General features: G+C 70.0%; 26 protein-coding genes. 19 read left to right on the top strand and 7 right to left on the bottom strand.

Annotated features, from left to right (window positions below):
• Nucleotides 1–119: 119 nt before the first annotated feature.
• Nucleotides 120–1,007, top strand: coding sequence for a LysR family transcriptional regulator (locus tag QZ607_RS04610; protein WP_295880205.1), 888 nt, complete (start codon nucleotides 120–122; stop codon nucleotides 1,005–1,007).
• 84 nt (nucleotides 1,008–1,091) lie between these two features.
• Here the strand turns inward: QZ607_RS04610 and recN are convergent, their stop codons facing one another.
• Complete coding sequence (recN, locus tag QZ607_RS04605) at nucleotides 1,092–2,771, bottom strand: DNA repair protein RecN (RefSeq protein ID WP_295880204.1); 1,680 nt, start codon at nucleotides 2,769–2,771, stop codon at nucleotides 1,092–1,094.
• Nucleotides 2,772–2,844: 73 nt separating this feature from the next.
• Nucleotides 2,845–3,735: an NAD(+) kinase gene (locus tag QZ607_RS04600; RefSeq protein ID WP_295880202.1), complete on the bottom strand. Its 891-nt coding sequence runs from the start codon at nucleotides 3,733–3,735 to the stop codon at nucleotides 2,845–2,847.
• 372 nt (nucleotides 3,736–4,107) lie between these two features.
• Here QZ607_RS04600 and hrcA point away from each other — a divergent pair, with 372 nt between their 5' ends.
• The 4 genes from hrcA to dnaJ all read left to right on the top strand — a co-directional run bounded on the left by hrcA (nucleotide 4,108) and on the right by dnaJ (nucleotide 9,583).
• The gene (gene hrcA / locus QZ607_RS04595) at nucleotides 4,108–5,193 is read left to right on the top strand and encodes a heat-inducible transcriptional repressor HrcA (protein WP_295880200.1); all 1,086 of its coding nucleotides are present in this window, start codon (nucleotides 4,108–4,110) and stop codon (nucleotides 5,191–5,193) included.
• A gap of 241 nt (nucleotides 5,194–5,434) precedes the next feature.
• Nucleotides 5,435–6,085 carry a nucleotide exchange factor GrpE gene (gene grpE, locus QZ607_RS04590; RefSeq protein WP_295880197.1) on the top strand — a complete coding sequence of 217 codons (651 nt, stop codon included), beginning with the start codon at nucleotides 5,435–5,437 and terminating at the stop codon, nucleotides 6,083–6,085.
• 219 nt (nucleotides 6,086–6,304) lie between these two features.
• Nucleotides 6,305–8,245 (top strand): molecular chaperone DnaK, encoded by a 1,941-nt coding sequence (gene dnaK / locus QZ607_RS04585; RefSeq protein WP_295880193.1) that lies wholly within the window; start codon nucleotides 6,305–6,307, stop codon nucleotides 8,243–8,245.
• A 207-nt stretch (nucleotides 8,246–8,452) separates the two neighbouring features.
• On the top strand, nucleotides 8,453–9,583 hold the full coding sequence (gene dnaJ / locus QZ607_RS04580) for a molecular chaperone DnaJ (RefSeq protein ID WP_295880190.1): 1,131 nt from the start codon (nucleotides 8,453–8,455) through the stop codon (nucleotides 9,581–9,583).
• Between the two features lie 70 nt (nucleotides 9,584–9,653).
• Here dnaJ and QZ607_RS04575 read toward each other — a convergent pair whose 3' ends face one another.
• Nucleotides 9,654–10,910 (bottom strand): glucose-1-phosphate adenylyltransferase, encoded by a 1,257-nt coding sequence (locus QZ607_RS04575; RefSeq protein WP_295880187.1) that lies wholly within the window; start codon nucleotides 10,908–10,910, stop codon nucleotides 9,654–9,656.
• A 428-nt stretch (nucleotides 10,911–11,338) separates the two neighbouring features.
• Here QZ607_RS04575 and QZ607_RS04570 point away from each other — a divergent pair, with 428 nt between their 5' ends.
• From QZ607_RS04570 to QZ607_RS04555, 4 genes are all read left to right on the top strand, one after another.
• Nucleotides 11,339–11,620, top strand: coding sequence for a Rap1a/Tai family immunity protein (locus tag QZ607_RS04570; protein WP_295880184.1), 282 nt, complete (start codon nucleotides 11,339–11,341; stop codon nucleotides 11,618–11,620).
• A gap of 81 nt (nucleotides 11,621–11,701) precedes the next feature.
• Nucleotides 11,702–12,541, top strand: a complete 840-nt coding sequence (locus QZ607_RS04565) for a thymidylate synthase (RefSeq protein ID WP_295880182.1) — start codon at nucleotides 11,702–11,704, stop codon at nucleotides 12,539–12,541.
• A 42-nt stretch (nucleotides 12,542–12,583) separates the two neighbouring features.
• A complete protein-coding gene (gene sohB / locus QZ607_RS04560) occupies nucleotides 12,584–13,603 on the top strand; it encodes a protease SohB (protein ID WP_295880180.1) in 1,020 nt (339 codons plus the stop codon).
• A gap of 68 nt (nucleotides 13,604–13,671) precedes the next feature.
• A complete protein-coding gene (locus QZ607_RS04555; RefSeq protein WP_295880179.1) occupies nucleotides 13,672–14,775 on the top strand; it encodes a LysM peptidoglycan-binding domain-containing protein in 1,104 nt (367 codons plus the stop codon).
• Between the two features lie 88 nt (nucleotides 14,776–14,863).
• Here QZ607_RS04555 and QZ607_RS04550 read toward each other — a convergent pair whose 3' ends face one another.
• The 3 genes from QZ607_RS04550 to argH all read right to left on the bottom strand — a co-directional run bounded on the left by QZ607_RS04550 (nucleotide 14,864) and on the right by argH (nucleotide 17,211).
• Nucleotides 14,864–15,322, bottom strand: a complete 459-nt coding sequence (locus QZ607_RS04550) for a Crp/Fnr family transcriptional regulator (protein WP_295880178.1) — start codon at nucleotides 15,320–15,322, stop codon at nucleotides 14,864–14,866.
• A 104-nt stretch (nucleotides 15,323–15,426) separates the two neighbouring features.
• Nucleotides 15,427–15,783, bottom strand: a complete 357-nt coding sequence (locus QZ607_RS04545; protein WP_295880176.1) for a nucleotide pyrophosphohydrolase — start codon at nucleotides 15,781–15,783, stop codon at nucleotides 15,427–15,429.
• Between the two features lie 21 nt (nucleotides 15,784–15,804).
• Entirely contained in the window at nucleotides 15,805–17,211 is a 1,407-nt protein-coding gene (gene argH / locus QZ607_RS04540; RefSeq protein ID WP_295880174.1) for an argininosuccinate lyase, read from the bottom strand.
• Between the two features lie 109 nt (nucleotides 17,212–17,320).
• Here argH and QZ607_RS04535 point away from each other — a divergent pair, with 109 nt between their 5' ends.
• The 5 genes from QZ607_RS04535 (at nucleotide 17,321) to QZ607_RS04515 (ending at nucleotide 21,719) form a co-directional block, all read left to right on the top strand.
• Complete coding sequence (locus tag QZ607_RS04535; protein ID WP_295880170.1) at nucleotides 17,321–18,412, top strand: sensor histidine kinase; 1,092 nt, start codon at nucleotides 17,321–17,323, stop codon at nucleotides 18,410–18,412.
• Nucleotides 18,409–19,143: a LytTR family DNA-binding domain-containing protein gene (locus QZ607_RS04530; RefSeq protein ID WP_295880167.1), complete on the top strand. Its 735-nt coding sequence runs from the start codon at nucleotides 18,409–18,411 to the stop codon at nucleotides 19,141–19,143. Before QZ607_RS04535 ends, QZ607_RS04530 begins: the two co-directional genes overlap by 4 nt.
• Before the next feature lie 77 nt (nucleotides 19,144–19,220).
• The gene (gene hemC / locus QZ607_RS04525) at nucleotides 19,221–20,147 is read left to right on the top strand and encodes a hydroxymethylbilane synthase (protein ID WP_295880165.1); all 927 of its coding nucleotides are present in this window, start codon (nucleotides 19,221–19,223) and stop codon (nucleotides 20,145–20,147) included.
• A 10-nt stretch (nucleotides 20,148–20,157) separates the two neighbouring features.
• Nucleotides 20,158–21,018 carry a uroporphyrinogen-III synthase gene (locus tag QZ607_RS04520; RefSeq protein ID WP_295880163.1) on the top strand — a complete coding sequence of 287 codons (861 nt, stop codon included), beginning with the start codon at nucleotides 20,158–20,160 and terminating at the stop codon, nucleotides 21,016–21,018.
• A 41-nt stretch (nucleotides 21,019–21,059) separates the two neighbouring features.
• The gene (locus tag QZ607_RS04515) at nucleotides 21,060–21,719 is read left to right on the top strand and encodes a hypothetical protein (RefSeq protein ID WP_295880161.1); all 660 of its coding nucleotides are present in this window, start codon (nucleotides 21,060–21,062) and stop codon (nucleotides 21,717–21,719) included.
• Nucleotides 21,720–21,747: 28 nt separating this feature from the next.
• Here QZ607_RS04515 and QZ607_RS04510 read toward each other — a convergent pair whose 3' ends face one another.
• Complete coding sequence (locus QZ607_RS04510; protein WP_295880158.1) at nucleotides 21,748–22,767, bottom strand: CDP-6-deoxy-delta-3,4-glucoseen reductase; 1,020 nt, start codon at nucleotides 22,765–22,767, stop codon at nucleotides 21,748–21,750.
• 191 nt (nucleotides 22,768–22,958) lie between these two features.
• Between QZ607_RS04510 and QZ607_RS04505 the strand changes: the two genes are divergently transcribed.
• The 5 genes from QZ607_RS04505 (at nucleotide 22,959) to QZ607_RS04485 (ending at nucleotide 26,521) form a co-directional block, all read left to right on the top strand.
• Nucleotides 22,959–23,834: an SDR family oxidoreductase gene (locus QZ607_RS04505; RefSeq protein WP_295880155.1), complete on the top strand. Its 876-nt coding sequence runs from the start codon at nucleotides 22,959–22,961 to the stop codon at nucleotides 23,832–23,834.
• Nucleotides 23,835–24,036: 202 nt separating this feature from the next.
• Complete coding sequence (locus QZ607_RS04500) at nucleotides 24,037–24,432, top strand: Rap1a/Tai family immunity protein (RefSeq protein WP_295880153.1); 396 nt, start codon at nucleotides 24,037–24,039, stop codon at nucleotides 24,430–24,432.
• Nucleotides 24,433–24,491: 59 nt separating this feature from the next.
• Entirely contained in the window at nucleotides 24,492–24,722 is a 231-nt protein-coding gene (locus QZ607_RS04495; protein ID WP_295880150.1) for a YMGG-like glycine zipper-containing protein, read from the top strand.
• 118 nt (nucleotides 24,723–24,840) lie between these two features.
• Complete coding sequence (locus tag QZ607_RS04490; RefSeq protein ID WP_295880148.1) at nucleotides 24,841–25,077, top strand: glycine zipper domain-containing protein; 237 nt, start codon at nucleotides 24,841–24,843, stop codon at nucleotides 25,075–25,077.
• Nucleotides 25,078–25,186: 109 nt separating this feature from the next.
• Nucleotides 25,187–26,521, top strand: a complete 1,335-nt coding sequence (locus QZ607_RS04485; RefSeq protein ID WP_295880145.1) for a permease — start codon at nucleotides 25,187–25,189, stop codon at nucleotides 26,519–26,521.
• Nucleotides 26,522–26,681: the final 160 nt, after the last annotated feature.

The following is a 26,681-nucleotide window of genomic DNA, read 5'->3' as shown; positions in this document are numbered from 1 at the left end:
CGATATTTATTCGGCTTGCTTATCGAAGACTCCGATGGAACGCCGGGGCTGCGGGGGATACAGTCACGGCCCTTGCGCATGCTCCGTTGCAGGGGCACCGCTTGCGCTGGGAGGCTTCCATGGACATCGACCAGGCCCGCACCTTCCTCGCCATCGCTGCACACGGCAGCTTCGTCGGCGCAGCGGAGCGACTGCATGTCACCCAGTCCACGGTCAGCGCCCGGATTCGCCAGCTGGAGGCGGACTTGGGCGTTCGGCTGTTCGTGCGCAATCGTGCCGGCGCCAGCCTGACACAGGCCGGCCGGCGCTTCCTGCGGCATGCGAAGACGCTGGTGCTCACCGTGGAGCAGGCACGCCATGAGCTGGGCCTGCCCGGACGCTGTCGGGCGACAATCCGGATGGGCGCCCGAATCGCACTCTGGGATGGCTTCCTGCCGCGTTGGGTGGCCTGGCTGCGCCGGACCTTGCCGGATGTGGGGGTGCAGGGCGAAATCGGCTTCGAGGACGACCTGATGCGCCGCATGCAGGAGGGCACGCTGGACATCGCGCTCATGTACACGCCAACCCATGTGCCGGAGCTCATCGTGGAGCATCTGTTCGATGAGCAGCTCGTGATGGTGAGCACCGATCCGGATACGCGCTGGCCCGGTGAGGATTACATCCAGGTGGACTGGGGCCCGGGCTTCGCCGCCTGGCAACGAGAGACCTGGCCGGACTTGGGCCAGCCGCCGCAGACGGTCAACGTCGGCTGGCTGGCGGTGCAGCTGATGCTCAGCAACGGCGGCGTGAGCTTCCTGCCCGAGCGCATGGCCGCGCCCTTGGTGGCGTCAGGGCGGCTGTACCGGGTCCTCGACGCCCCGGTGTACGCCCATCCGGCGCACATGCTGTTCCCGCGGCGGATCGACGACGACGTGCTCCCGCAGGCGCTGGAAGGGCTGCGGCGTCTCGCCCGCAGCGTCGCCGAGGGGCGAGCAGGGGGCGCCGAGCAGGCGGATTTGCCCGATTAAGTATCCCGTCCCCGATTTGGTCCCTATTATAATTAAGTTTACCGTCCCCGTTTTTGCCCGGTTTTGGGGTGATTGCGGTGGTGCTCAGGTGGGGTCGTCGGGTGCCCGGCGCAGCATCTCCGCGGCATGGGCGCGGGTGGTGTCGGTGATCTCGGTGCCGCCCAGCATGCGTGCGATCTCATCGACGCGGGCGGCGTCGCCGAGCGGGCTGATGTCCGTGTAGGTCTGGCCGTCGACGGCCTGCTTCTGCACCCGCAGCTGACGGTGTGCCTGGGCCGCCACCTGCGGCAGATGGGTCACGCACAGCGCCTGGCGGGCCTCACCCAGGCGGCGCAGCAGGCGGCCGACGATCTCGGCCACGCCGCCGCCGATGCCGACGTCCACCTCGTCGAACACCAGGGTGGGGATGCTGCCGAGCTCCGCGGTGGCCACCTGAATGGCAAGGCTGATGCGGGAGAGCTCGCCGCCGGAGGCCACCTTGGCCAGCGGCTGCAGCGGCTGCCCGGGGTTGGCGCTGACCTGGAAGGTGACGGCATCCAGCCCGTGCGCGCCCACCTGTGCATCGCCGCCCGTCTCCACCGCCACGGCGAACCGGCCGCCCACCATGCCGAGCTCCTGCATGAAGGCGGTGACGGTCTCGCCCAGGCGCTCGGCGGCGGCGCGGCGGGCATCGCTCAGGCTGCGGGCGGCCGCGAGCAGGGCGGCGCAGGCGGCATCCCGATCCGCCTCCAGGGTACCCAGGGCCTGATCGTCCTGCTCCAGGGCGGTGAGCTCCGCCTGCCGCTCGGCGAGGGTCTCCATGAGCAGCGTTGGCTGGATGCGGTACTTACGCGCCAGGTCGTGGATGCGCCCGAGGCGCGCCTCCACGTCGGCGAGGCGGGCCGGGTCCATGTCGAGGTCGTCCAGGTACTGGCGCAGGTTGGCGGCCGCCTCTTCCACCTGCACGGTGGCGCTGTCGATGAGCTCCCGGGTCTCGGCGAGGCGCGCATCGATGTCCACCAGCCCCGCCAGCTCGGTGCCCGCCCGGCCGAGCTGGTCGCGCAGGGCGCCCTCGCCCGCGTAGAGCAGCTCCACCAGCGCCGCCGCCGTGCCCTGCAGGCTGCCGAGGTTCGCAAGCCGGTGCTGCTCGGCGTCCAGGGCGTCCAGCTCGCCGTCGGTGAGATTCAGCTCGGCAAGCTCCTCCACCTGGAAGCGCAGCAGCTCCAGGCGCTCGGCGCGCTGCTCGCGGGCGGCGGTGAGCGTGCGCCAGCGGTTGTCCAGCTCGCGCCAGCGCCGGTGCAGCTCGGCCACCGCCGTCGCCTGTTCACCCTGACCGCCGTAGGCATCCAGCAGGCTGCGCTGGGCCACCGGGCGCAAGAGGGACTGATGCGCGTGCTGGCCGTGGATGTCCACCAGCAGGTCCCCCAGGGCGCGCAGCTGCGCACCGCTGGCGGAGCGGCCGTTGATGAAGGCCCGTGCGCGCCCCTCGCGCACCAGCACGCGGCGGATGATGCAGTCGTCGCCGTCGTCCAGCGCCTGCTCGGTGAGCCAGTCCCGGGCCTGCGGGCAGCGCGCGAGGTCGAAGCCGGCGGTGACTTCAGCGCGCTCGCAGCCGCTGCGGATCATGCCGGCATCGGCCTTCTCGCCCAGGGCCAGACCCAGGGCGTCGATGAGGATGGACTTGCCGGCGCCGGTCTCGCCGGTGAGCGCGGTCATGCCGCCGCTGAGCGTGAGCTCCAGCCGGCTCACGATGACGAGGTCCCGAATGGCGATGTGGCTGAGCATGGCCCGATTGAGGTGGCGGGTGCGTGTGACTGCGGCGGCTGTGCTGTGCGTCGCTGCCCCGGAAGCGCCGGCTTCAGCAGGCGCCGTCGCCGCGGCGCTCGCTGGCCCAGCCGAGCTTGGCGCGCAGGATGCTGAAGTGATCGTAGCCCTTCGGGTGCAGCAGCTTCACCCGGTGGGGGCTGCGGCGGATGTGGATGGCGCGGCCCTCCGCCAGCGGCAGATTGATCTGCCCGTCGCAGGTGAGGCGCACCAGCTCGTGCTCGTAGTCGCGGATGCGCAGCTCGATGTGGCTGTCGCCGCCGATGACCAACGGCCGGTTGCTCAGGGTGTGCGGACAGATGGGCACCAGCAGCAGGGCGTCCAGGCCCGGATGCACCAGGGGGCCGCCGCCGGACAGGGCATAGGCCGTCGAGCCCGTGGGGGTGGAGACGATGACGCCATCCGAGCGCTGGGCGTTGACGAACTGGCCGTCGATCCAGGTCTCCAGCTCGATCATGCGCACGCTGTTCCATTTGTGCACGACAATGTCGTTCACGGCGCGGCCGTCGGTGCCGTCGGTGTGGACCTCCAGCATGGCCCGGGCGTCGGCGTGGTACTCGCCGGCGAGGATCTGGTCCAGGCGCTCCTCCAGGTGGTCCGGCGAGATGTCCACCAGAAAGCCGAGCCTGCCCAGGTTGATGCCGAGCAGCGGCACGTCCGCGGGCGCCAGCTCCCGGGCGGCGTGAAGCAGGGTACCGTCGCCGCCGACGACGATGATCAGATCGCAGGCAGCGCCCAGGTCCGGGATGCGCAGGCCCGTGGTGTCCTCGCCCAGGGTGTCGGCGGCGGCCGCCGCCGCCTCCGGATCGAAGCGCACGGTGAGCCCACGGTGGCGCAGGTGAGCCGCCAGCCGGGCGATGGTGCGGGACAACTGTGGGTCCCGGTGCTGCTTGCCGATGATGCCGGCGACTCGGAATTGGCTCATGTGTCGGTTACTGCGAAGACGCCGGGCGCGTTCAGCGCGCGCCGGCCGCACGCGAGCGGACGGTAGCATGCCCCCGCAGACAGGCCAACTGCTGCCCGCGGTCGGCGCCTGGGGCGGCTCCGCCTTGGCCCGGGAGCGCGCGCTGGGGCGGCGCCGGGCGGGCCGGGCACCCGGCCGCGCGTTGCCCCGGCGGCGGTGGCGGCGGTTGACACCAGACGGGCTGCGCCCTAGATTGGCAGCATTAGCACTCGCGCTTATGGAGTGCTAAATCCGCGCTCCCGCCGAGGCAGGCGATATGCCGGCGCGCCGGCGCCGCGACACGACGCGACTTCGCCGGCCGGCGCGGACAACGCTTATCGGTCCAGCAGTGCCATGCCCAACAGCAGTCAATCGCGCACCGGTGATACCAAGGTCTCGCTGCCCGGCGGCGGGCACATCAGCGAGCGCGCGCTGCGTTTTCTGAAGGCGCTGATCGAGCGGCACATCCGCGACGGCCAGCCGGTGGGCTCGCGCACGCTGGCGCGCGACGCCGGGCTCGATCTGAGTCCGGCGACGGTGCGCAACGTCATGTCGGACCTGGAGGAGTTGGGGCTCGTGGTCTCGCCGCACACCTCCGCCGGTCGCGTGCCCACCGTCTCCGGCTATCGGCTGTTCGTGGACAGCCTGCTCACCGTCTCGCCCATGGACGATGCCCTGGTGGACAAGATGCGCTCAGGCTTCGACCCGGGGGCCGAGTCCAAGTCCCTGATCGAGTCTGCCTCGCGCCTGCTCTCCGGTGTCACGCACCTCGCGGGTATGGTGATGGTGCCCCGGCACGAGCGCGAGGTGTTCCACCAGATCGAATTCATGAAGCTCTCCGGCACCCGGGTGCTGGCGATTCTGGTGACCGCCGACGGTGAGGTGCACAACCGCATCATCGACACCGATCAGGAGTGCTCCGCCTCGCACCTCCAGCAGGCATCCAACTACCTGACCGAGATGTTTTCCGGCCTGGACATGCGCGAGGTGCGCCGGCGCCTGCTGGACGACCTGAAGCAGACCCACCAGCGCATGGATGCGCTGATGATGCGGGCGATGGAAATGGCCCAGCGCGTGGTGGAAGGCGCCGAGCACGAGGACGACGTGCTCATCGCGGGGCAGACGAACCTGATGGAATTCGAGGAGCTCGCCAGCATGGAGCGCTTGAAGTCGCTGTTCCAGGCCTTCACCGAAAAGCGACAGATACTGGATCTGCTCGACCGCTGCATCGAGGCCGACGGCGTGCAGATCTTCATCGGCCAGGAGTCCGGCTTCGCGCTGCTCGACGATTGCAGTCTGGTGACCACCACCTACCGCGTCGAGGATCAGATCCTCGGTGTGCTCGGCGTCATCGGTCCGACCCGCATGGACTACCAGCGGGTGATCCCGGTGGTGGACGTCACTGCCAAGCTGTTGGCGGCAGCGCTGCGCCGGCCCTAGCGCCCGGCGGCCACCGCAGCCCAGCGGCGCGCCGGCGACGACCCGCCGCGGGGCCGCCCGGCCCCGCCGGGGCTCAGCCGCGGGCTGCCGCGCAGCGGCGCTGACCGGCCCAGTGGCAGCGGGCGCCGGACAAAACCCGCCGCCGCCGGCAGCCGCTCGGCCTGCCGGCAGACGCGGCTTTGGAAGACTTTCACACCCTGGAGAGGCAAGCCCACGAGAGGCAGTCCCTGGAGACGACACCATGAATCCGGAGCGAGATCGCCAACACGACAACGAGACGAACGCCACGGAGGCGGCGTCCGCAAGCGCACAGGAGCCTGCTCCCGGCGAGGGACCGCCGGAGGCCGCGGCGGGGGGCGGTGCCGAGGTGGAGCAGCCCCCCGGTGATGCCGCGGATGATGCCGCGGAGCCGGCCGCGGATCCAATCCAGCTCACCATGCTGCTGGAGGACGCCCGCGCCAAGGCCGATCAGGCCCACGACCAGCTGCTGCGCACCCGCGCCGAAATGGAGAACATGAGCCGCCGCCAGGCGAAGGAGCTTGAGAACGCGCACAAGTTCGCGCTCGAGGGCTTCATGAAGGAGCTGCTGCAGGTGCGCGACAGCCTGGAGCTCGGCTATGCCGCCGCGCAGGAGCCGGATGCCGACGTGGCCAAGCTGCGCGAGGGCACCGAGCTCACGCTCAAGCTGCTGGGCGACATCATGGGCAAGTTCGGCGTCGAGCGGGTGTACCCGGAAGGCGAGCCCTTCAACCCGGAGCTGCACCAGGCCATGTCCATGCAGCCGCGCGCGGACCTGCCCGCGAACACCGTCACCAACGTGATCCAGAGCGGTTACACGCTGAACGGTCGCCTGGTGCGCCCGGCGCTGGTGATGGTCTCCTCGGAGGCCTGACCCGCGGCGCCGTCGTCGTGCGCTCCCGCGGAGCCGGGCGCCGGCCCATCGGCGGCGGGTGACATGGCTCAGGTCCGCGCCGGAGCGCAGCGCCTGCGCTGTGCAGTAGGCTTGAGAATTTCAAGGTTTTGCCCAACCTCCAGCGCAGTTTCAGCCGCTGACGGCAAGGGTCCGGGGGCGGCACACAGATTCACCACGATTCAGATTCGGAGAGACACCATGGGAAAGATCATCGGCATCGACCTCGGCACCACCAACTCCTGCGTCGCCGTGATGGAGGGCGACAAGCCGAAGGTGATCGAGAACGCCGAGGGTGATCGCACCACGCCCAGCATCGTCGCCTTCAGCGGCGACGGCGAGGTGCTGGTGGGCCAGTCCGCCAAGCGCCAGGCGGTCACCAACCCGAGCAACACCCTGTTCGCCATCAAGCGACTCATCGGCCGCCGCTTCGAGGACCACGTCGTCTCCAAGGACAAGGAGATGGTCCCGTACAAGATCGTCAAGGCCGACAACGGCGACGCCTGGGTGGAGGTGAACGGCAAGAAGATGGCACCGCCGGAGGTCTCGGCGAAGGTCCTTCAGAAAATGAAGAAGACCGCCGAGGACTACCTGGGCGAGACCGTCACCGAGGCCGTCATCACGGTGCCCGCCTACTTCAACGACTCGCAGCGCCAGGCGACGAAAGACGCCGGCCGCATTGCCGGGCTCGAGGTGAAGCGCATCATCAACGAGCCCACCGCGGCGGCACTCGCCTACGGCATGGACAAGAAGCGCGGCGATCAGAAGATCGCCGTCTACGACCTGGGCGGCGGCACCTTCGACATCTCCATCATCGAGATCGCCGAGATCGAAGGCGAGCACCAGTTCGAGGTGCTCTCCACCAACGGTGACACCTTCCTGGGCGGCGAGGACTTCGACCTGCGCATCATCGACCACCTGGTGGAGGTCTTCAAGAAGGAGCAGGGCTTCGACCTGCGCAACGACCCGCTCGCGCTGCAGCGCCTGAAGGAGGCCGCCGAGAAGGCCAAGATCGAGCTCTCCGCGAGCCAGCAGACGGACATCAACCTGCCCTACATCACGGCAGACCAGACCGGCCCGAAGCACCTCAACGTCAAGCTGACCCGGGCCAAGCTGGAGTCCCTGGTGGAGGACCTCATCGAGCGCACCATCGCGCCCTGCCGCACCGCGCTCAAGGACGCCGGTGTCGGTGCCGGCGAGATCAACGAGGTCATCCTCGTCGGCGGCCAGACCCGCATGCCGAAGGTGCAGGAGAAGGTCGAGGAGTTCTTCGGCAAGGCCCCGCGCAAGGACGTGAACCCGGACGAGGCCGTGGCCGTCGGTGCTGCCATTCAGGGCGGCGTGCTCGGCGGTGGCGTCAAGGACGTGCTGCTGCTGGACGTGACCCCGCTGTCGCTCGGTATCGAGACTCTGGGCGGCGTCATGACCAAGCTCATCGACAAGAACACCACCATTCCCACCAGCGCGAGCCAGACCTTCTCCACCGCCGACGACAACCAGACCGCCGTCACCGTGCATGTGCTCCAGGGCGAGCGCGAGCGGGCCATGGACAACAAGTCCCTCGGCCGCTTCGACCTCGCGGACATTCCGCCGGCGCCGCGCGGCGTGCCGCAGATCGAGGTCAAGTTCGACATCGACGCCAACGGCATCCTGAACGTCTCGGCCAAGGACAAGGCCACCGGCAAGGAGCAGTCCATTGTCATCAAGGCCAGCTCCGGCCTGTCGGACGACGAGATCGAGCGCATGGTCAAGGACGCCGAGGCCCACGCCGAGGAAGACAAAAAGTTCCACGAGCTGGTGGGCGCCCGCAACCAGGCGGACACCATGATCCACGCCACCCGCAAGTCGCTGGAGCAGCTCGGCGAGGACAAGCTGGAGCCGGGCGAGAAGGACAAGATCGAGTCCGCCATCAAGGACCTCGAGGAGGCCATGCAGGGCGAGGACAAGGACCGCATCGAGTCCCTCACCAAGGAGCTCGGCGACGCCTCCGCCAAGATGGCCGAGCGGCTCTATGCGCAGAATCAGCCGGGCGCTGACGCCGGCGCTGCGGGAGGTGCCGGCGGCGCGGAAGCCGGCGGCGGTGCGGCCGGTGACGACGTGGTGGATGCCGAGTTCGAAGAGGTCAAGGACGACAAAAAGTAAGGCGCGAGCGCTGCGCATGGCCTGACGACGCACGCGTGGGTCCGCGCCCACGCGTGTCTGCGTCACCGCACTGCCGTCGCCCTGGGCAAAGGCGCCACGGGTGGCCAGCGACGCCCAAGCGCCGGACGCACGCCCTGCGGGCGCAGTCCTGCAGCGGGCTCAGCGCCCGATCCCGAACAAGAACGCACTCCCCGCAAGACCACGCCAATGCCCCGCGATTATTACGAAGTTCTCGGCCTGAGCCGCAACGCCAGCGAGCAGGACATCAAGAAGGCCTTCCGCCGCCTGGCGATGAAGTACCATCCGGACCGCAACCCGGACGATGCCGAGGCGCTCGCCAAGTTCAAGGAGGCCAAAGAGGCGCACGACGTCCTCACCGACCCCCGCAAGCGCTCCGCCTACGACCAGTTCGGGCACGCCGGGGTCAGCGGTCAGAGCGGTTTCGGCGGTGGCCCCGGAGACTTCGGCGCCGGCGGTTTCTCCGACATCTTCGGCGATGTCTTCGGCGACATTTTCGGCGGCAGGGCCGGCGGCCGGCGCACGCACCGCGGCACCGACCTGCGCTACGAGCTCTCGCTCACCCTGGAGGAGGCCGTCGCCGGCAAGGACGTCAGCATCAAGATCCCCACCACCGTGGAGTGCCACCACTGCGGCGGCACCGGCGCCAAGCCGGGCACCAAGCCCAAGGAATGCAGCACCTGCCACGGCCACGGTCAGGTGCGCATGCAGCAGGGGTTTTTCTCCATCCAGCAGACCTGCCCCGCCTGTCGCGGCAGCGGTACCGTGGTGGAAGACCCGTGCCGGCACTGCCGCGGCAACGGCCGCTTACGCGAGGAAAAGACCCTGAGCGTCAAGGTGCCACCGGGTGTGGACACGGGCGATCGCATCCGCCTCGCGGGCGAGGGCGAGCCCGGCGAGCATGGCGGCCCGCCCGGTGACCTCTATGTTCAGGTGGTGGTGCAGGACCATCCCATCTTCACGCGGGAGGAAAGCCACCTCTTCTGTGAGGTGCCCATCAGCTTTGCCACCGCGGCCTTGGGTGGCGAGCTCGAAGTGCCCACCCTCACCGGCAAGGTCATGCTCAAGGTCCCACCGGGCACCCAGACCGGCAAGATGTTCCGCATGCGCGGCAAGGGCGTGAAGCCCGTGCGCGGCGGCCCCGTCGGAGACCTCATCTGCCGGGTCGCCGTCGAGACCCCGGTGAACCTGACCGAGCGGCAGAAGGACCTGCTGCGCGAGCTGGAGGAGAGCTTAAGCTCCGGCGGCAAGCATCACAGCCCCCACTCCACGAGCTGGCTCGACGGCGTCAGGCATTTCTTTGAGAAGATGGGCTTATAGCCCCAGCGGATCGTCGCGCAAACCGCGCGTCCGCCCTGGGCACGCCGACTTCCGTCGGCGCCCGCTCAGGCTACTCGGAGTAGCCGCCACCGTAACCGCCACCGCGCGCGAAGACGCCGGGGTGGCCCGCCGGCACCACGGTGATGCCGCCCTTGGAGACGGTGTAGCCGCGGGCGATGTCCGTCTCGCGGTCGTAACCAATGACGCTGCCGGGCTCGATGACATTGTGGCGGTCGATGATGACGCGCTTGAGCCGTGAGCCCTTGCCGACGCGCACATAGTCCATGACGATGCAGTCTTCGAGCAGCACGTCCTCTTCGATGACGGCCTCGCGGCGGATGATGGTGTTGGCGAGGTGTGCATTCTCGTGCACCACAGATGCCGCGCCCAACAGGGCATTGTCAAGGTGGGCGCCCAATACCCGTGCCACCGGCCCCTGGTAGTTGCTGGAGTAGATGGGCCAGTCCGGGTTGAAGGCGTCGAAGGCGGGCTCGCCGCCGAGCACGTCCTTGTGCGCACTGAAATAGGCGTCGATGGTGCCGACATCGCGCCAATACACCTGCGTCTCGTAGGGCTTGATACCGGGGATGCGGTTGCTCGCGAAGTCATACGCGAAGAGCCGCTGCCCGCGCTCCAGCATGCGCGGCAGTACATGCCCGCCGAAGTCGGTCTCGCCGGCCTGCTGCGCCGCCTCCAGCGCTTCGATGAGCACCTTGGCGCTGAACACATAGTTACCCATGGACGCATAGGCGCTGTCCGGGTCGTCCGGCAGCGGCGAAGGGTTGGCGGGCTTCTCCTGGAAGGCCTCGATGCGCCCGTCCGCGCCGGCGGCAATGACACCGAAGCCGGTGGCGTCTTCCAGTGGCACCGGCAGCGCAGCGACGGTGGCGTCCGCGTCCCGCTCCTTGTGGAATTCCACCATTTGCTGGATGTCCATGCGGTAGATGTGATCGGCGCCGAACACCACCACGTAGTCCGGGGCGTGCTCCTCCACCAGGTTGATGTTCTGATGCACGGCGTCCGCGGTGCCCTGGAACCAGGACTCCCCATAGCGCATCTGCGGCGGCACAACGGTGACGAACTGATCCTTCAGCAGCGGTGAGATGGTCCACGCCTTGCGCACATGCTCGATGAGCGACTGGGACTTGTACTGCACCAGCAGGTAGATGGTTCGGATCTGCGAGTTGACCAGGTTGCTGAGCACGAAGTCCACAAGCCGGTAGCGCGAGCCGAAGGGCACCGAAGGCTTGGAGCGGGCCGCGGTCAGCGGCTGCAGACGCGAGCCCTGGCCGCCGGCCATGACAAAAGCGATGATTCGGTCTGGCATTTGTCCTCCGGGCGCCCGATGCGGCGCCGACTGCGCTGGTGGCTGGTCAGGATGCGGCGGCCGTCGCCCGCTGGGCGGCGCCGCCGCCGTCAAAAAACACCCTACATCATAAACCGCCTGACCGGCCGCGTCGTGCCGGGCGGCGCGGAAAGGCGTGCGGTGGGTCCTGCGGCGCCTGGTGCTGTGCCCTTGCTGCCCGCGGGGACGGTGACTCACGCGGCGGCGTCTTCGGGTAAACTCCTGCCACCCACGCCGGTCGAGCCCCAGCAGCGCCCCTGATAATGCGCAAGCCCGCCGTCTGCCTGAGTCTTGGCCACCGCACTGTGATGGTTGGCGCCCTGTGCGCTGGGCTTTTGGCGCTGCCGGCCGCGGTGCTCCCAACCGAGCCCCCAACCGAGGCCCCAACCGAGGCCCCAGTCGGACCGACGGTGGCCGAGCTGCTGGCGGCGTGCGAGCGCGGACGGGCCGCGGGCGACCGCGGTGTGGACGCGGCCCTGTGTGAATGGTATGCCGTCCCCTGCGACTGCAAGGGCAGGGCACCAGCCACCGGGCCGCGCTGGTGTGTGCCGGCGGCGGAGTCCATCGATGCCGCGCTGCCGAAGGTGCTGGCGGCACTGCGGGCCGCGCCGCAGCAGCAGGCGCCGGCGCTTGAGGTCGTGCCGGGCATCATGGCGCGGCTCTATCCCTGCGCGGCAGCGACCACGCCCTGACACCGGACTGTGCCTCTCCCAGCGACGCCTCTCCCAGCGACGCCTCTCCCAGCGACGCCTCTCCCAGCAACCCAGCGCCGTATGCAGCAATACCACGATCTCCTGCGCGATGTGCTCGACAACGGCGTGGACAAGGACGACCGCACCGGCGTCGGCACCCGCTCGGTGTTCGGCCGCCAGGTGCGCTTCGACCTCGGCGCCGGCTTTCCGCTGGTGACCACCAAGCGGGTGCATCTCAAGAGCGTCGTCTACGAGCTGCTCTGGTTCCTGTCCGGCGCCACCAACAAACAATGGCTCAACGACCACGGCGTGACCATCTGGGACGAATGGGCGGCGCCCGACGGCGAGCTCGGACCCATCTACGGGCACCAATGGCGCAGCTGGCCGGCGCCGGACGGGCGCAGCGTCGATCAGCTGGCGCAGATCGTCGCGGCCATCCGCCGTGAACCGGACTCGCGCCGACTGGTGGTCTCGGCCTGGAACCCGGCCGATCTGCCCGCGCCCGGGGTGTCCCCGGCCGACAACGCCGCCGCCGGGCGCATGGCGCTGGCACCGTGCCACTGCCTGTTCCAGTTCTATGTGCAGCAGGGCCGGCTCTCCTGCCAGCTCTACCAGCGCAGCGCGGACCTGTTCCTGGGCGTGCCCTTCAACATCGCGAGCTATGCGCTGCTCACGCACATGGTGGCGCAGCAGTGCGACCTGGCCCCGGGCGAGCTCGTGCATAGCTTCGGCGACCTCCACCTTTACCGGAACCATCTGACGCCGGACATCGTCTATGCGCAACTGGCCCGGGTGCCCCGGCCGCTGCCGCGCCTCGAGCTGCGCCGGCGCCCGCGGAGTCTCTTCGACTACCGGTTCGAGGACATCGCCATCACGGGTTATGACCCGCACCCACCCATCCGCGCCCCCATCGCCGTCTGAGCATACCGACGGCAACCGGCGCCAAGCACTGGAGGCCGCGCCTTGCTGGAAGCCCTGATCGACTACGGCCTGTTCACCGCCAAGACCCTGACCCTGCTGGCCCTGTTGGGGCTGTTCGCGGCCCTGCTGGTGCGCGCCCGCCACCATGGCGGGCACGACGGCGACGGCGGCCGGCTCGAGATCACCAACCTCAACGATCGCTTCGATGACATGGCCGATGGCCTGAAGCGCGCCACGCAGCCGCCGAAGGCTTACAAGCGCTGGGCCAAAGCCGAGCACAAGGCCCACAAGGCCCGCGCCAAGGCCGACAGCGCCGCGCGCCCGCGGCTGTTCGTGCTGGACTTCAAGGGCGACCTGCTGGCCACGGAGGTGGGCGGCCTGCGCGAGACCGTCTCGGCCCTGCTGCAGGAGGCGGGCGAGGGCGACGAGGTGCTGCTGCGCCTGGACAACGCCGGCGGTGCGGTGCACGAGCACGGCCTGGCGGCCTCGCAACTGCTGCGCATCCGTCGCCGTGGTATCCCGCTGACGGTGGCGGTGGATCGGGTAGCGGCGAGCGGCGGCTACCTCATGGCCTGTGTTGCCGACCGCATCGTCGCAGCGCCCTTTGCGATCATCGGCTCCATCGGGGTGATCGCCCAGCTGCCCAACTTCCACCGCTGGCTGGAGCATCAGGGCATCGATTTCGAGCTGCACACCGCCGGCGACTACAAGCGCACGCTGACCCTCTTCGGCGAGAATACCGAAGCGGGCCGGGCCAAGCTCCGCGAGCACCTGGAGGAAACACACCAACTGTTCAAGGACTTCATTCGGGAGTACCGTAAGGAGCTGGACCTCGACAAGGTCGCCACCGGCGAGTACTGGTACGGCGAGCAGGCGCTCAGCCTCGGCTTGGTGGACGAGCTCAGCACCAGCGACGACCATCTGCTCGCCGCACGCACCGCGCGTGACCTGTACCGGCTGCATTGGCAGGCCAAGAAATCGCCCTGGCAGCGGCTCGGTGTCGGTCTGCAGGCACTGCTGATGCGCCTGGCAGCCGCTTTTCGCGCCGGGGTGCCCCGCTGAGGCTCAGGTGGGGCGGTGGCTGCGGTCCGACCGTTCACCACAAACGGAGGCCACAGCGCCTGCGCCACATGACACCTGTTCAACCCGCCTTCGCGTGCCGACCCACCACGCTGCCTGCCGCCGTGCGGCTGCGGTGCCCTTGGCTGCTGGTCGCACTACTGGCCCTGTGCCTGGGCTCGGTGCAGTCGGTCTCGGCGGACACCGGGGCACCTGGCTCATCCCCTGCGCCGGCGGATGATCCGGCCCCCGAGTACCAGCGGCTGCTGCGTGAGAACGCGATGCTGACCGAGCGGCTGCGCGCGCTGGAAGGGCAACAGGCCCTGGCCGAGCGGCTGGACGCGCAGGCCACCAGGCTCGCCACCCTCGCCGAGCGCCTGGAGGGGCGCCTCGCCGAGGTGGAGGTCGGGGGCAGCGCTGAGGTGCTGTTGGAGGACGCTGCGCGGGTGCAGTCGCTTGAGCGTCAGCTCGCGGCCTCTGAGCACGCGCGGGCCGAGGCGCAGGCGCGGGTCGAGGCGCTGGATGCCCGGGTCGCCGAGCTGGAGGCCAGGCTGAAACAGCAGCAGCTCACGGTCGACGAGGCCCTGCTGCGGGCAGACAAGGCCGAGAAGCTGCACGCCGCCCTGGAAGAGGCCCACGCCCGGGTGCGCACCGAGAACGAGCGCCTGTCGCTGGAGCTGGCGACGGCGAAGGAGCGGCAGGCGGAGGCGGTGCAGCGGGTGCTGGAGCTGGATAAGCGCCTGGAGACGGTCACGGCCCGCGCGGGCATGGGTGCGGCGACGCCGGTGAGCGATGCGCCGGCGGCTGGGGCACAAGCGGGCGGTGCCGGGGCTGGTGCTGTCGATCGCCGGCCCGATGGCCGCAGCCTTGCCGCGAGCAGCGCAGGCAGCGTTTCTCAGACCGGTGCTGTCGGAGGCTCGTCTCAGACCGGTGCTGGCGGCGGCCCGGTCGGACGCTCCGGCGCAGGCCCAGGTGAAGGCCCCGGCAGGGACGATGGGCGCAGCAGCGGCGGCACCAAGGCGGTCTACGAAGTGCGCGCGGAAGACACGCTCTCGCGCATTGCGGCCAAGGTCTATGGTGACGCCAGTGCCTGGCGGCGCATCTTCGAGGCCAATCGCGATGTGCTTGATGGGCCGGACGAGCTCAGGCTCGGGATGCGCCTCATCATCCCTTAAGCATCCCTAGAACCTGCGGCCCGCGCCTGCGCCGGGGACGCAGCACGGACCGGCGTCCGGCCGACAGCGGCGTCGGCCGCTGGCAGGCTCACACCAGCATGATCAGATCCACCTCCGCATCCTTGGCACGCAGGCGCTCGATCAGCAGCTCCAGCAGATTGCGGTAGACGTGCTTCGCCGCGTCCGGATCGCGGTCCAGCGCGGCGGCGAATTCACTCGCGCGCAGCGACAGCAGCTCGGTCGTCTCCACGGCACTGACGCGGGCCGATGCCTCGCGCTTGTCGAAGGCCGAGTATTCGCCGGTGATGGCGCCCGCCTCCAGGTCTGCCAAATGCACGGCGCGGAATCTGGAGTCATTGGCCGGCAGCATGACCCGCAGCCGCCCGGACACCACCAGGTGCAGATACTCGTTGGGGACGCCTTCGTCGATCAGGATTTCACCGGTGTGGACAGTGCGCCGCTGCGCATCCGCCAACAGTTTGCGGGACCGTTCCAGGGGGACGCCCTGGAACACCGGGCATTGGGAGAGGGCGGCATCGATGCTCATCGTCTGCTCCAAGGTCCGCGTTCCACTCAGGGATACCCTGACATTATGCCGGATCGGGGCCGTCGCCGGTGTCCAGGGCCGTCGCCGGTGGACAAGCGGCTGGCTCAGTCGTCGTACTCGTCGGCGCGCCGGGCATCGCCGCGCACCTTGTCGGCAGGGTAGCGGACCTCGTTGATGGCGATCTTGTCGTGCGTGGCGGCGACGACGTCGATGTCGAGCCGCTCGGCGAGGCGCAGCAGATAGCTCAGGATGTCTGCAAGCTCATGGGCCACGGCGCGGCGCTTCTCGGGGCTCAGGCGCGCGCTCTCGGCCTCCGTGAGCCACTGGAAATGCTCCAGGAGCTCGCCGGCCTCGCCGGCCAGCGCCATGGACAGGTTCTTCGGTGACTGGAACTGCTCCCAGTCCCGGGCGCGGGCGAAGGCGAGCAGGCGCTCGCTCAGCTCATCGAGGCTGTCAGGCATTGGTGTTGCAGGCTCTGCGGATCAGTCCGTTGCGGTGCCGGCGGCGGCGCGGGCGGCCCGTTTGCGGGCGATGGCCGCGCGCACCTGCTCGGGCGCGGTGCCGCCCAGGTGATTGCGGGCGCTGACGGAGCCCTCCAGCGTCAGCACCTGGTGGACGTCCTCGCCGATGGCGGGGGAGAAGCGCCGCAGCTCCTGAAGGCTCAGGTCCGCCAGGTCGCGGCCGCTGCGGATGCCGAACGCAACGGCCTTGCCGACGATCTCGTGCGCGTCGCGAAAGGGGATGCCGCGGTGCACCAGATAGTCCGCCAGGTCCGTTGCGGTGGCGAAGCCCTGCCGCGCCGCCTCGCGCATGCGCTCGCGGTTGCAGCTGACGTGCCGCATCATGTCCGCGAACACCTTGAGCGAGCCGCGCAGGTTGTCCACGGTGTCGAACAGCGGCTCCTTGTCCTCCTGGTTGTCCTTGTTGTAGGCGAGTGGCTGTCCCTTCATCAGCGTGAGCAGTGCCATCAGGTGCCCGAAGATGCGCCCCGTCTTGCCGCGCACCAGCTCCGGCACGTCGGGGTTCTTCTTTTGCGGCATGATGGACGAGCCGGTGCAGTAGGCGTCGGACAGCTCGATGAAGCCGAACTGCGCCGACGACCAGAGAATCAGCTCCTCGGAGCAGCGTGACAGGTGCATCATGGCGATGGCCGCCGCGGCGGCAAACTCGATGGCGAAGTCCCGATCGGAGACGGCGTCCAGGGAATTCTCCGCCGCCCGCGCGAAGCCCAGCTCCGCGGCGGTGGCGGCACGGTCGATGGGATAGCTGGTGCCGGCCAGGGCCGCGGCCCCGAGCGGCATCACGTTGACACGCTTGCGGCAGTCGCGAAAGCGATCCGCGTCACGGTCGAGCATCTCCACCCAGGCCATCATGTGGTGACCGAAGGTGATGGGCTGGGCCACCTGTAAATGCGTGAACCCGGGCATGATGCTGTCCGCCTCGCGCTCGGCGAGGTCCAGCAGCGCCGCCACCAGGGCGTCGATGCCGGCGAGCACCGCGTCGATCTCGTCACGCAGCCAGAGCCGCAGATCGGTGGCCACCTGATCGTTGCGCGAGCGCCCGGTGTGCAGCCGCTTGCCGGCATCGCCGATGTCGGCGGTGAGCGCCGCCTCGATGTTCATGTGCACGTCTTCGAGCGCCTCCGACCACGCGAAGCCCCCGGCGGCGATGCGCTCGCCGATGCGCGTGAGCCCGGCGACGATGGCATCGCACTCGTCCGCGCCGAGGATGCCCTGGCGGGCCAGCATCCGGGCGTGGGCGATGGAGCCCGCGATGTCCTGGCGGTACAGGCGGTGGTCGAGCCCCACGGATGCGGTGAACGCCTCCACGAAGGCGTCCGTGGGCTGCTCGAAGCGCCCGGACCAGGGCTTTGCGGCGGAATCAGTCATCGGGCTCCAGAACTGGTAAATTGGCGGGTTGAGCCAGTGGAAAACGGCATTGCCGCCCACTGCGACGGTGACGCAGCCAGGAGTTTACACGCAACCCATGCCGAGGAGCATGCCGACCCGACGCCCGTCCAGGGTGTCCCGCGAGGCCCAGCCGGCCGTTCCTGCGCCGGCGCTGCTGCCCGATTTCTGCAGCCTGCCCATGGCGCTCGGCGTGGTGCTCTACGGCGAGCTCTTGGCCATCCTGCTGGCACTCGCCTCGCCCAGCCCCCTGTCCGGCTTCTGGGCACGGCTCGGCCCCCTGTCCCTGCTGGTGCTCGGCATCGTCATGCTGGCCGCGAGCCTGCTGTGCATCCTGCGCACCCCGCTGCGGCGCATGCCCGGGGTGGCGGTGGTGCCGACGGCGCTTGTGGTCATCGTCGTGAGCGCCGTGACTGTCGCCTGGATGTGTACGATACTCGTGCCCTGGGCGGAAGGAGCGGGGCTGTTCCCCGACGACGGGGCGCGCGGGCTCCTGATCCGCGCCGGGCTGATTTCGGCCATCGTCGGGGCGTTGATGTTGCGGTACCTTTACCTGCATCAGCAGTGGCGTGCACAGGTGGAGGCTGTGGCCAACGCGAGGCTCAAGACACTGCAGGCACGTATCCGTCCGCATTTTCTGTTCAACAGCATGAACACCATCGCCAGTCTGACCCAGAGCGACCCCCGTCTCGCAGAAGAAGTCGTGGAAGACCTGGCGGACCTGTTCCGGGCATCGCTCGCCACCGATGCCGACCGCACGACCCTCGACGAGGAGCTCGAGCTCTCCCGGCGCTATCTGAACATCGAGGCCCAGCGCCTCGGTGCGCGCATGCGCGTGATCTGGGACCTGGAAGATCTGCCCGGTGATGCGCTCGTGCCGCCGCTGATCCTGCAGCCCCTGCTCGAGAACGCGGTTTACCACGGTATCCAGCCATCCGCGGAGCCCGGAGAGATCCGCATCGTCGGCCGCCTGCGCCGCGGCGCGGTGAACCTGAGCATCCGCAACACCCTGCCGCGGCCGGCGGACGAGGCGCGCCGGCACAAGGGTAACGGCATGGCACTGCAAAACGTCTCGCAGCGGATGGAGGCCATGTTTCCCGGCGCAGCGCGGGTCACGCGCTCGCTGGTGGACGGCGATTATCTGGTGCGGCTGGTCTTCCCCTACCCATGGAGGCAGTCATGAAGATCCTGCTCGTGGACGACGAGGCACCGGCGCGGGAGCGCATGCGGCGGCTCATCGACGAGCTCGACGACGGTTACGAAGTCGTCGGCGAAGCGGCAAACGGCGCCGATGCGGTGGCTGCCGCGCGCGACACCGAAGCCGACCTGGTGCTGCTCGACCAGAAGATGCCGGGCATGACGGGGCTGGAGGCGGCCGCCGCGCTGGCCGAGCTGGACCCGCCGCCGGCGGTGGTCCTGGTGACCGCGTATCCGGAATACGCCCTCGACGCCTTCGAGCACAATGTGGCCGACTATCTGGTGAAGCCCGTGCGTCGCGAGCGCCTCCAGGCTACCCTGGAGCGTCTGCCGCGCACCACGCGGCCGCAGCGCGCCGCCACCGCCCCGGAAGAGCCGGGAGGGCGGCGGCGGCACCTGAGCGCCCACTACCGCGGCGGCGTGCAGACGGTGAACATCGACGAGGTCCTCTATCTGCTCGCGGAGCAGAAATATGTCACGGTACGCCACGCCGGCGGGCGCATGCTCATCGACGAATCGCTCAAGGCACTGGAGCAGGAATTCCCAGAGCGATTCGTGCGCATCCACCGCAATGCGCTGGTGGCCATCGAGCAGCTGGTGGGCCTGGAGAAGGCCGCCGACGGCGCCAGTCTCGCCGTGCTCGCCGGCTGCGACGAGCGCCTGCCCGTGAGCCGGCGCCATCTGCCGGAGATCCGCCGCTTTCTGCGCCACGGCTGAGCGGAGCCCGGCGGCAGCAGCCTGACCAACGCGCTTCAAGCTGGCGCGCTCGCCAGCCCATCGACCCCGGAAATCCCATGCCCGAGACCCTGAAGATCGCTACCCGCAAATCCCCCCTCGCGATGTGGCAGGCCGAGCACGCCGCGGCGCTGCTGACCCGGCTCCATCCGGCGCTCGCCGTCGAGATCGTCGGCATGACCACCCGCGGCGACAAGATCCTCGACGCGCCGCTGGCGAAGGTCGGTGGCAAGGGGCTGTTCGTCAAGGAGCTGGAGCAGGGCATGCTGGAGGGGACCGCGGACATCGCCGTGCACTCCATGAAGGACGTGCCGGTGGACTTTCCGCCGGGGCTGCATCTGGCGGTGATCATGGACCGCGAGGACCCGCTCGATGCCTTCGTCTCCAACCGCTACGCAGCACTCGACGAGCTGCCCGAGGGGGCCTGCGTCGGCACCTCCAGCCTGCGCCGGCAGTGCCAGCTCGCCGCGCGCCGCCCGGACCTGCGCATCGAGCCCCTGCGCGGCAACGTCAACACGCGGCTGCGCAAGCTCGACGACGGCGAGTACGACGCCATCATCCTCGCCAGCGCCGGCCTGAAACGACTCGGGTTCGCCGAGCGCATTCGCGCGCCGATTCCCGTCGAAGACAGCCTGCCCGCCATCGGTCAGGGCGCCATCGGCATCGAGTGCCGCAGCGACGACGCCCGCGTGCATGCCCTCATCGAGCCCCTGCACCATCAGGCCACCGCGGAGCGGGTGCACGCGGAGCGGGCCATGAACGCCAAGCTCCAGGGTGGCTGCCAGGTGCCCATCGCCGGCCATGCGGTGCATGAAGACGGGCAGCTGTTCCTGCGCGGTCTCGTCGGCACGCCGGACGGCAAGCGCGTGCTGCGGGCGCAGGGCCGGGCCGGCGCGGCCCAGGCGGAGGCCCTGGGTGAGCGCCTCGCCGACGACCTCATCAATCAGGGCGCCGACGCCATCCTGGCGGACCTGCGCGAGGACTGACCCGCGGCCCATGAGCGCGCCCGACGAACGGGTCCAAGCCCATCAGTCCCCGGCAGCAGTGACGGGGGGCCGGGTTGCAGACGGTTGCGACCTCGCCGGCAGCGGCGTCCTGGTGACGCGCCCCGCAGCCCAGGCCGAGGGGCTTTGCCGGCTTATCGCCGCCGCCGGCGGCCGGCCGCTGCGCTTCCCCACCGTGGACATCCAGCCGCCGGCGGACCCGGGGGCCGCCGCGGCGCTGCTTGCCGCACCCTGGGACATCATCGTTTTCATCAGCCGCAATGCGGTGGAGCAGGCGCTGGCGCTCGCTGGTGACGCGCTGCGGGCGCAGCAGGCCGGGCTCGCCGCCGTCGGCCGGGCCACCGCCGCCGCCATGCGCGCCGCGGGTCTCAGCCCGTCGCTCGTGCCCGGGACGGGCTTCGACAGCGAGGCCCTGCTGGCACTGCCCGCGCTGGCGCAGGTGGCCGGCCGGCGCGTGCTCATCGTGCGCGGTGAGGGCGGTCGCGCCCTGCTCGGTGCCACCCTCGCCGAGCGGGGCGCCACCGTGGGCTACGCCGAGGTGTACCGCCGCGGACTGCCGGCCGTGGACGCCGCCGCGGCGGTGGCGCGATGGCGTGGGGCGCTCGGCTACCTCACCGCCACCAGTGACGAGGTGCTGCACAACCTGCTGGCGCTGGTGCCAGGGCCGGAGCATGCCTGGCTCAAAGCTGTGCCGCTCGCGGTGTTGAGCGCACGCAATGCGGACACCGCGCGTGAGCTCGGTTTTGCGCGGGTCGCCGTCGCCCCCGAAGCGGGTGATGACGGCATGCTGGCGGCGCTCTGTGCGCTCGCCGCGGATGCAGGGGGTGCCGCCGACGGGGTTGGCGAGCCTTGACTCGGGACGCCCCGGCAGCGCGTCGCAGCCGCAGGCCCCTGTTGCTCGCCTCGGTGCTGTTGGTGCTGCTGGCCCTCGGCGCGGTGGCGACGGCGCAGCTCTATTGGGCCAGTCTGCGCACGGGCGTGGCCGAGATGCGCGCCTCCGTGAGCGCCGCCCAGCGGGAGCAGGCGCGGCTGCTGGCCCGGGTGCGTGCGGCGGAAGCGGCCCTGGCCGAGCGCGCGGCGGCGCTTGCGGCAGCGGGCGGCGACCTGGCGTCTGCATCGGCGCCGGAGGCTCCCGAGACCAAGACCACCGCGGACCGGCCGCCGCCGCCCAGCCCGCGGCAGGTGGCGCTGCGCGCAAGCCTGCTGCCCGTGGAGCGGGCCAGGCTGCACGCCAGGCTGGAGGCCCTCGGCCGGGAGGCAGCGCGGCTGCCGCCCTCGGCCGCGGCCCAGCCTGCGGCGGCGCCCGTCAACAAGCAGCTGCTGCGCGATCAGCTGGGTGTGGCGGCCGCCGCAGCGGCGGCTGGCGACGTGGCCCTGCTGGATGCGGCCCTGTTCGCGGCGCAGCGGCTCGCCGGCACGCCGCATGGTCCTCAGGACGCCCGCCGTGGCGCGCTGGCGGCGGAGCTGGCTGCGCTGCGCGATGGCCTGCAACGGCCCGGTGCTGCCGCCGCGCGAGCGCCCATGGCGGTGCCGCGGCCCGCGCCGGCGCGCTGACGAGTGCGCTCAAACCGCTGCGGGGGGCTCAGCCCTTGAAGCTCGGGCTGTCCGCGGCGTACTCGAAGGCGTCGGAGAAGATGTGGTCCGCCGACAGACCGCGGCCCTCGAAGGCGGCGCGCCCGGCCTCCACCATCGCCGGCGGGCCACTCATGTAAACGTCGTACGCGGCGATGTCCGGGTGATCCTCCAGCGCCGCCTCGTGCACATAGCCGCGGCGGCCGCTCCAGTCCGGGTCGGGCTCCGAGAGCACCGGGACCCAGCGGAAGTTGGGGTGCTCGGCGGCCCAGCGCTCCGGCAGCTCCGGCAGGTACAGGTCACGCGCCGCGCGCACGCCCCAGTACAAGGTCATCGGCTGCTCGAGGCCCAGGTGGAAGGCGTGCTCCAGCAGCCCCTTGATGGGCGCGAAGCCGGTGCCGCCGCCGAGGAAGAGCATGGGCCGCTGCGACTGCTCGCGCAGCACGAAGCTGCCGAGGGGGCCCTGGATGCGCAGCACGGTCTTCTCCTTCAGCTCATCGAAGATGTAATCCGTGAACTCGCCGCCGGGCACCCGGCGCACGTGCAGCTCCATCAGCGCATCGTCGTGCGGCGCGTTGGCGATGGAGAACGCGCGCCTGCGGCCGTCGGCGAGAATGAACTCCAGGTATTGACCGGCCAGAAACTGAAGCCGCTGGGTCTCCGGCAGCTTGAGCCGCAGGCGCATCACGTCGTGGCCGAGCTGCGTTTTCTCGGCCACCCGGCAGGGGAGGATACGCACCTCGATGTCGGCGACGGTCTCCAGCTCCGCCACCCGCAGCGTGACGTCGCTCTCGGGCACCGCCTGGCAGGTGAGGCAGGCGTCCGCCGGCTGTCCGGCCAGGGCCTCGGTCTTGCCGCTGGGATAGCTGACCCGGCCGGCCACCAGCTGTGCCGTGCAGCTGCCGCACTTGCCGTCCCGGCAGCCATAGGGCAGGCCGATGCGCTGGGCGATGGCGGCCTCCAGCAGGGTCTGGCCGCTCGCAACGGAAAAATTGTGACCTGCGGGCAGGGTGCTGACGGTGAAGCTCATGGCCTGGTACTCCGGGCCGCACCTCCGGAACAGGCTGTCGGTGCGGTCGCTGGGCATTGTGACAAGGGGCGGGGACCTTAACATGTCGCGATGCGCGGGCGGCCACGCAAGCCCCGCCGTGCCCGTGCAGGTCACCTTCACCGGCCCCATGGCAACCACCGCGGGGCTGCACAACCCGAGCAATCCGGACCGTGAGCAACTCAGTAATCATCATCGGCTGCGGCTACATCGGCCGTCTCCTCGGGGCCCGGCTCGCCGCCCAGGGCGCCGCCGTCACCGGCGTGGTGCGCAGCGCCGAGAGCGCCGCACGCCTGCCGTCGCTCGGCATCCGGGCGCTGCGGCTGGACCTGCTGTCGGACCCGGCGGATGCGCTGGACACCGCAGGCACGGCCGTGCTCCATCTGGCGCCGCCCCCCGCCGAAGGCCGCGAGGACCCGGTGACCGCGCGCCTCATCGAGGCCTTCGCCAACCGGGGGCAGCCGCGGCGGCTGGTGTACGTGGGCACCACCGGCGTCTATGGCGACTGCGGCGGCGATTGGGTGGACGAGTCACGGGTGCCCGCACCCACCGCCGACCGGGCGTTGCGCCGCTGGGATGCGGAGGAGCGCCTGCGCGCCTGGAGCGCGGCCACCGGCGCGGAGCTGGTGATTCTGCGCGTTGCGGGCATCTACGCCTGCGACCGGCTGCCGCTCGCCCGCATCCAAAGTGGCCAGCCCGTGGTGAGCGCCGACGAGGCGCCCTGGTCGAACCGCATTCATGCCGACGACCTGGTGGACGTCTGTATCGCCGCCATGGAGCGGGCGCCGGCAGGCGCGCTCTACAATGTCTGTGACGGCAATCCCAGTACCATGACGGACTATTTCCTGCGCGTGGCGACCGCTGCCGGCGTGGCGCCGCCGCCACAGATCCCGCTCGCGCAGGCGCCGGGTAAGGTCTCGGCGGGCATGCTGTCCTACCTGCGGGAGTCGCGGCGGCTCAGCAACCGGAAGCTGCTTCGGGAGCTTGGTCTGACCCTGCGGTATCCGACCCTGGATGCCGGGCTCGCCGATTGTTTTGCTGATCGGTAACCCGTCGCCGTCAGGTGCTGTGCCTTTCCGCCGGGCGTGTTGCTAGACTCCACAGTGTGAGCTCAGCGGTGCGTGGCAAGAAACTGTGCGCGGCGTGAGCCCGGGAGTGCGGCGCGCCCATGCCCGCTCGCATGGCGCCCCGTCGGGGTGAGCGTGCGCCCACAACACACAAGACCAACCCAAAGCCACGAGGAGTCAGTTCATGCAGGCCCATCACCGCCTTGCAGCCGCGGCCATCTGCTGCGCCTTCGGCATCGCGGCCGCTCCGGCCGGCGCCGTTGAGGACGAGGATCTCAATTTCGATACCACCGAGGATCTGTACGCCGTCTGCTCGACCACATCGGATCAGCCGGAGCACCTGGCGGCGACCTTTGCGTGCCGCGCTTTCATCGAGGCCACCGTGCAGTACCACGACGCCGTGAGCGACCGGAAGAAGATGCGGCGGCTCATCTGCTATCCGGAGAACGCCACCGTCGGCGACGGGCGCCGCGCCTTCCTGAGCTGGGCGGAGGCCAACAAGGACAATGCCGAGCGTATGGATGAGCTGCCGGTGGTGGGGCTGGTGCGTGCACTCGCCGCCCGTTACCCCTGTCGCTGATGGCCGCCGCGGATCACGCGGGTGCGCGAACTGAACCACCTTATCGGAGTCACACAGACATGACGCGAGTCTTCTTTGTTCCGGTTCTTGTCCTGACCATGCTCACCCTGACCGGCTGCGGCTCGACCACGGGGGAGCGTGCCGGCAGCGGTGCCCTGATGGGTGCTGCCGGCGGCGCCCTTGTCGGCTCGCTCAGCGCCAACGCGGGTCGAGGTGCGCTTATCGGCGCCGGCGCCGGCGCCCTCGGCGGCTACCTGGTGGACCAGCACCAAAAGGGCAATATCGACTGATCGCGCGCGGCTGTGCGGCATGCGGCGCCGCATGCAGCACCGGCCGCTCGCTGCGGGCGGCGCTGAACCACCCTGTGAGCACACTTGTGGAGACCCTATGAACACACCTGGAAGATGGATGCTGGTCGCCGCCGTTGCGGCGACCCTGGCCGCCGGTTGCGGCGGCACTACGGCGTCGCGCACGACCACCGGTGCAGCCGCCGGCGCCGCCGCCGGCGCGGCCATCGGCTCGACCAGCGCGAACGCCGGCAAGGGCGCCATGATCGGCGCCGCCGCGGGCGCCCTCGGCGGCTATGCCTATGACCAGCACCAAAAGCAGAAGGAGCGCGAAGCGCGGGAGCGCTACGACGATTGAGTCTGCCCCAGCCCTGGAGACACGGCTGAAGCCAGGGCTCCCGGAGGGCCTCGCGCGCCGCGCGTGCGCCCCTCCCCGTGCAGCGACTGCCTGAGCGCAACGACAGACCATGCCGGACGCCATCACCAGCTTTCCCGCCGCGCTCTGGCAGATTCTGCTGGAGCTCTCGCCATCGCTGCTGCTCGGGCTCTTCATCGCGGGCCTGGTGCACGTCTATGTGCCCGCGGCGGCCATCCACAAGCGCCTGAGCCGGCCTGACCTCGCGAGCACAGTGCGTGCATCGCTGCTGGGCGTGCCGTTGCCGCTGTGCTCCTGTGGGGTGATCCCGACAGCGCTGGGGCTCAGCAAGTCGGGGGCATCCAAGGGGGCGACCACCTCGTTCATGATCAGCACGCCGCAGACCGGCGTGGATTCCATTCTCGTCAGCGCCGCCTTCCTCGGCTGGCCCTTCGCCCTGTTCAAGGTCGTCGCGGCCTTCGTCACCGGCGTGGTCGGCGGCGTGCTGGTGAACCGCTTCACGCGGGCACAGCACGCCGCCGGTGCCGAGGGAGAAACGGCCCTCAATGTCCCGGGCAGCGACCGCGGGCTGGCCGGCGCGGTTCGCTACGCGGTCTTCGACCTGCTCGCCGCCATCGATCACTGGCTCATCGCCGGCGTGCTGGTGGCGGCCGTGATCACGGCCCTGGTGCCCGGCGACTTCTTCACCGGGCAGGCCTGGGCCCAGGGCTTCGCGGGGATGCTGGTGGTGCTGGTCATCTCGCTGCCGCTCTATGTCTGCACCACGGCGTCCGTGCCCATCGCCGCCTCGCTGATCGCCGCCGGCATGCCCGCGGGCTCCGCACTGGTGTTTCTGATGGCGGGCCCCGCCACCAACGTCGCCACCATCGGCGCGGTCTTCCGCACCCTGGGCGGTGTCGTGCTCGGCCTCTATCTCGGCACCGTCGTGGTCATGAGTCTCGGCTTCGGGCTGCTCTTCGATCAGGTACTGACGGCGGCGCCCGTGCTGGACGCAGCCCATGACCATGGCGGCGGCTGGCTTGCGACCCTGTCCGTTCTGGTGCTGTTGGCGCTGCTGGGGCTGCTGCAGTGGCGGCGCTGGCAGGCGCGCGCGTCGGCCGCCGACACAGCACTGGTCGCGGGCGCAGTCGACAGCGGCCCGGATGGCAGCCCGGATGGCAGCCCAGATGGCAGCCCAGATGGCAGCTTAGTGCTGCATGTGCAGGGGATGAGCTGCCAGCACTGCGTCGGCAGCGTGAAGCGCTCGCTGGAGGCCATGGACACGGTCACCGCGGCGACGCCGGATCTGGGGAGCGGACGCGTACGCATCCAGGGCGGTGGCTTCGCGGTACCCGAGCTGGTACAGGCCGTGGAGGCCGCCGGATTCACCGTCAGCGGCGTCGAAAAGGCCGCGGGCCGCGTTGACGCCCCCAACGCCTTGGACTAGATTGCAAGTCATCTCGCAGCGCGCAAAGGGTCCGGGCTGAAGCGCCACCATCGGAAACCATCCAGGTCGTCGTCGCGCCGCAGCCGCGGCGGATGCCCCCTGGGCCGCCGGTCCCCGCTGACCTCCCCGGCCCGTGATGCGCCTGTGGCGCACCCGTATC

The sequence above is a fragment of the uncultured Thiohalocapsa sp. genome (assembly GCF_913063425.1).
Classification (GTDB): Bacteria; Pseudomonadota; Gammaproteobacteria; order Chromatiales; family Chromatiaceae; genus Thiohalocapsa.
The sequence above is the reverse complement of the archived record's forward strand: the minus strand, read 5'-3'. Positions and strand labels throughout refer to the sequence as shown.

What these genes read in the sequence shown, in the direction of transcription:
- QZ607_RS04610 (WP_295880205.1), top strand. Translation starts at nt 120, where the DNA reads ATGGACATCGACCAGGCCCGCACCTTCCTCGCCATCGCTGCACACGGC.
- recN (WP_295880204.1), bottom strand. Translation starts at nt 2,771, where the DNA reads ATGCTCAGCCACATCGCCATTCGGGACCTCGTCATCGTGAGCCGGCTG.
- QZ607_RS04600 (WP_295880202.1), bottom strand. Translation starts at nt 3,735, where the DNA reads ATGAGCCAATTCCGAGTCGCCGGCATCATCGGCAAGCAGCACCGGGAC.
- hrcA (WP_295880200.1), top strand. Translation starts at nt 4,108, where the DNA reads ATGCCCAACAGCAGTCAATCGCGCACCGGTGATACCAAGGTCTCGCTG.
- grpE (WP_295880197.1), top strand. Translation starts at nt 5,435, where the DNA reads ATGAATCCGGAGCGAGATCGCCAACACGACAACGAGACGAACGCCACG.
- dnaK (WP_295880193.1), top strand. Translation starts at nt 6,305, where the DNA reads ATGGGAAAGATCATCGGCATCGACCTCGGCACCACCAACTCCTGCGTC.
- dnaJ (WP_295880190.1), top strand. Translation starts at nt 8,453, where the DNA reads ATGCCCCGCGATTATTACGAAGTTCTCGGCCTGAGCCGCAACGCCAGC.
- QZ607_RS04575 (WP_295880187.1), bottom strand. Translation starts at nt 10,910, where the DNA reads ATGCCAGACCGAATCATCGCTTTTGTCATGGCCGGCGGCCAGGGCTCG.
- QZ607_RS04565 (WP_295880182.1), top strand. Translation starts at nt 11,702, where the DNA reads ATGCAGCAATACCACGATCTCCTGCGCGATGTGCTCGACAACGGCGTG.
- QZ607_RS04555 (WP_295880179.1), top strand. Translation starts at nt 13,672, where the DNA reads ATGACACCTGTTCAACCCGCCTTCGCGTGCCGACCCACCACGCTGCCT.
- QZ607_RS04550 (WP_295880178.1), bottom strand. Translation starts at nt 15,322, where the DNA reads ATGAGCATCGATGCCGCCCTCTCCCAATGCCCGGTGTTCCAGGGCGTC.
- QZ607_RS04545 (WP_295880176.1), bottom strand. Translation starts at nt 15,783, where the DNA reads ATGCCTGACAGCCTCGATGAGCTGAGCGAGCGCCTGCTCGCCTTCGCC.
- argH (WP_295880174.1), bottom strand. Translation starts at nt 17,211, where the DNA reads ATGACTGATTCCGCCGCAAAGCCCTGGTCCGGGCGCTTCGAGCAGCCC.
- QZ607_RS04535 (WP_295880170.1), top strand. Translation starts at nt 17,321, where the DNA reads ATGCCGACCCGACGCCCGTCCAGGGTGTCCCGCGAGGCCCAGCCGGCC.
- QZ607_RS04530 (WP_295880167.1), top strand. Translation starts at nt 18,409, where the DNA reads ATGAAGATCCTGCTCGTGGACGACGAGGCACCGGCGCGGGAGCGCATG.
- hemC (WP_295880165.1), top strand. Translation starts at nt 19,221, where the DNA reads ATGCCCGAGACCCTGAAGATCGCTACCCGCAAATCCCCCCTCGCGATG.
- QZ607_RS04520 (WP_295880163.1), top strand. Translation starts at nt 20,158, where the DNA reads ATGAGCGCGCCCGACGAACGGGTCCAAGCCCATCAGTCCCCGGCAGCA.
- QZ607_RS04510 (WP_295880158.1), bottom strand. Translation starts at nt 22,767, where the DNA reads ATGAGCTTCACCGTCAGCACCCTGCCCGCAGGTCACAATTTTTCCGTT.
- QZ607_RS04500 (WP_295880153.1), top strand. Translation starts at nt 24,037, where the DNA reads ATGCAGGCCCATCACCGCCTTGCAGCCGCGGCCATCTGCTGCGCCTTC.
- QZ607_RS04495 (WP_295880150.1), top strand. Translation starts at nt 24,492, where the DNA reads ATGACGCGAGTCTTCTTTGTTCCGGTTCTTGTCCTGACCATGCTCACC.
- QZ607_RS04490 (WP_295880148.1), top strand. Translation starts at nt 24,841, where the DNA reads ATGCTGGTCGCCGCCGTTGCGGCGACCCTGGCCGCCGGTTGCGGCGGC.
- QZ607_RS04485 (WP_295880145.1), top strand. Translation starts at nt 25,187, where the DNA reads ATGCCGGACGCCATCACCAGCTTTCCCGCCGCGCTCTGGCAGATTCTG.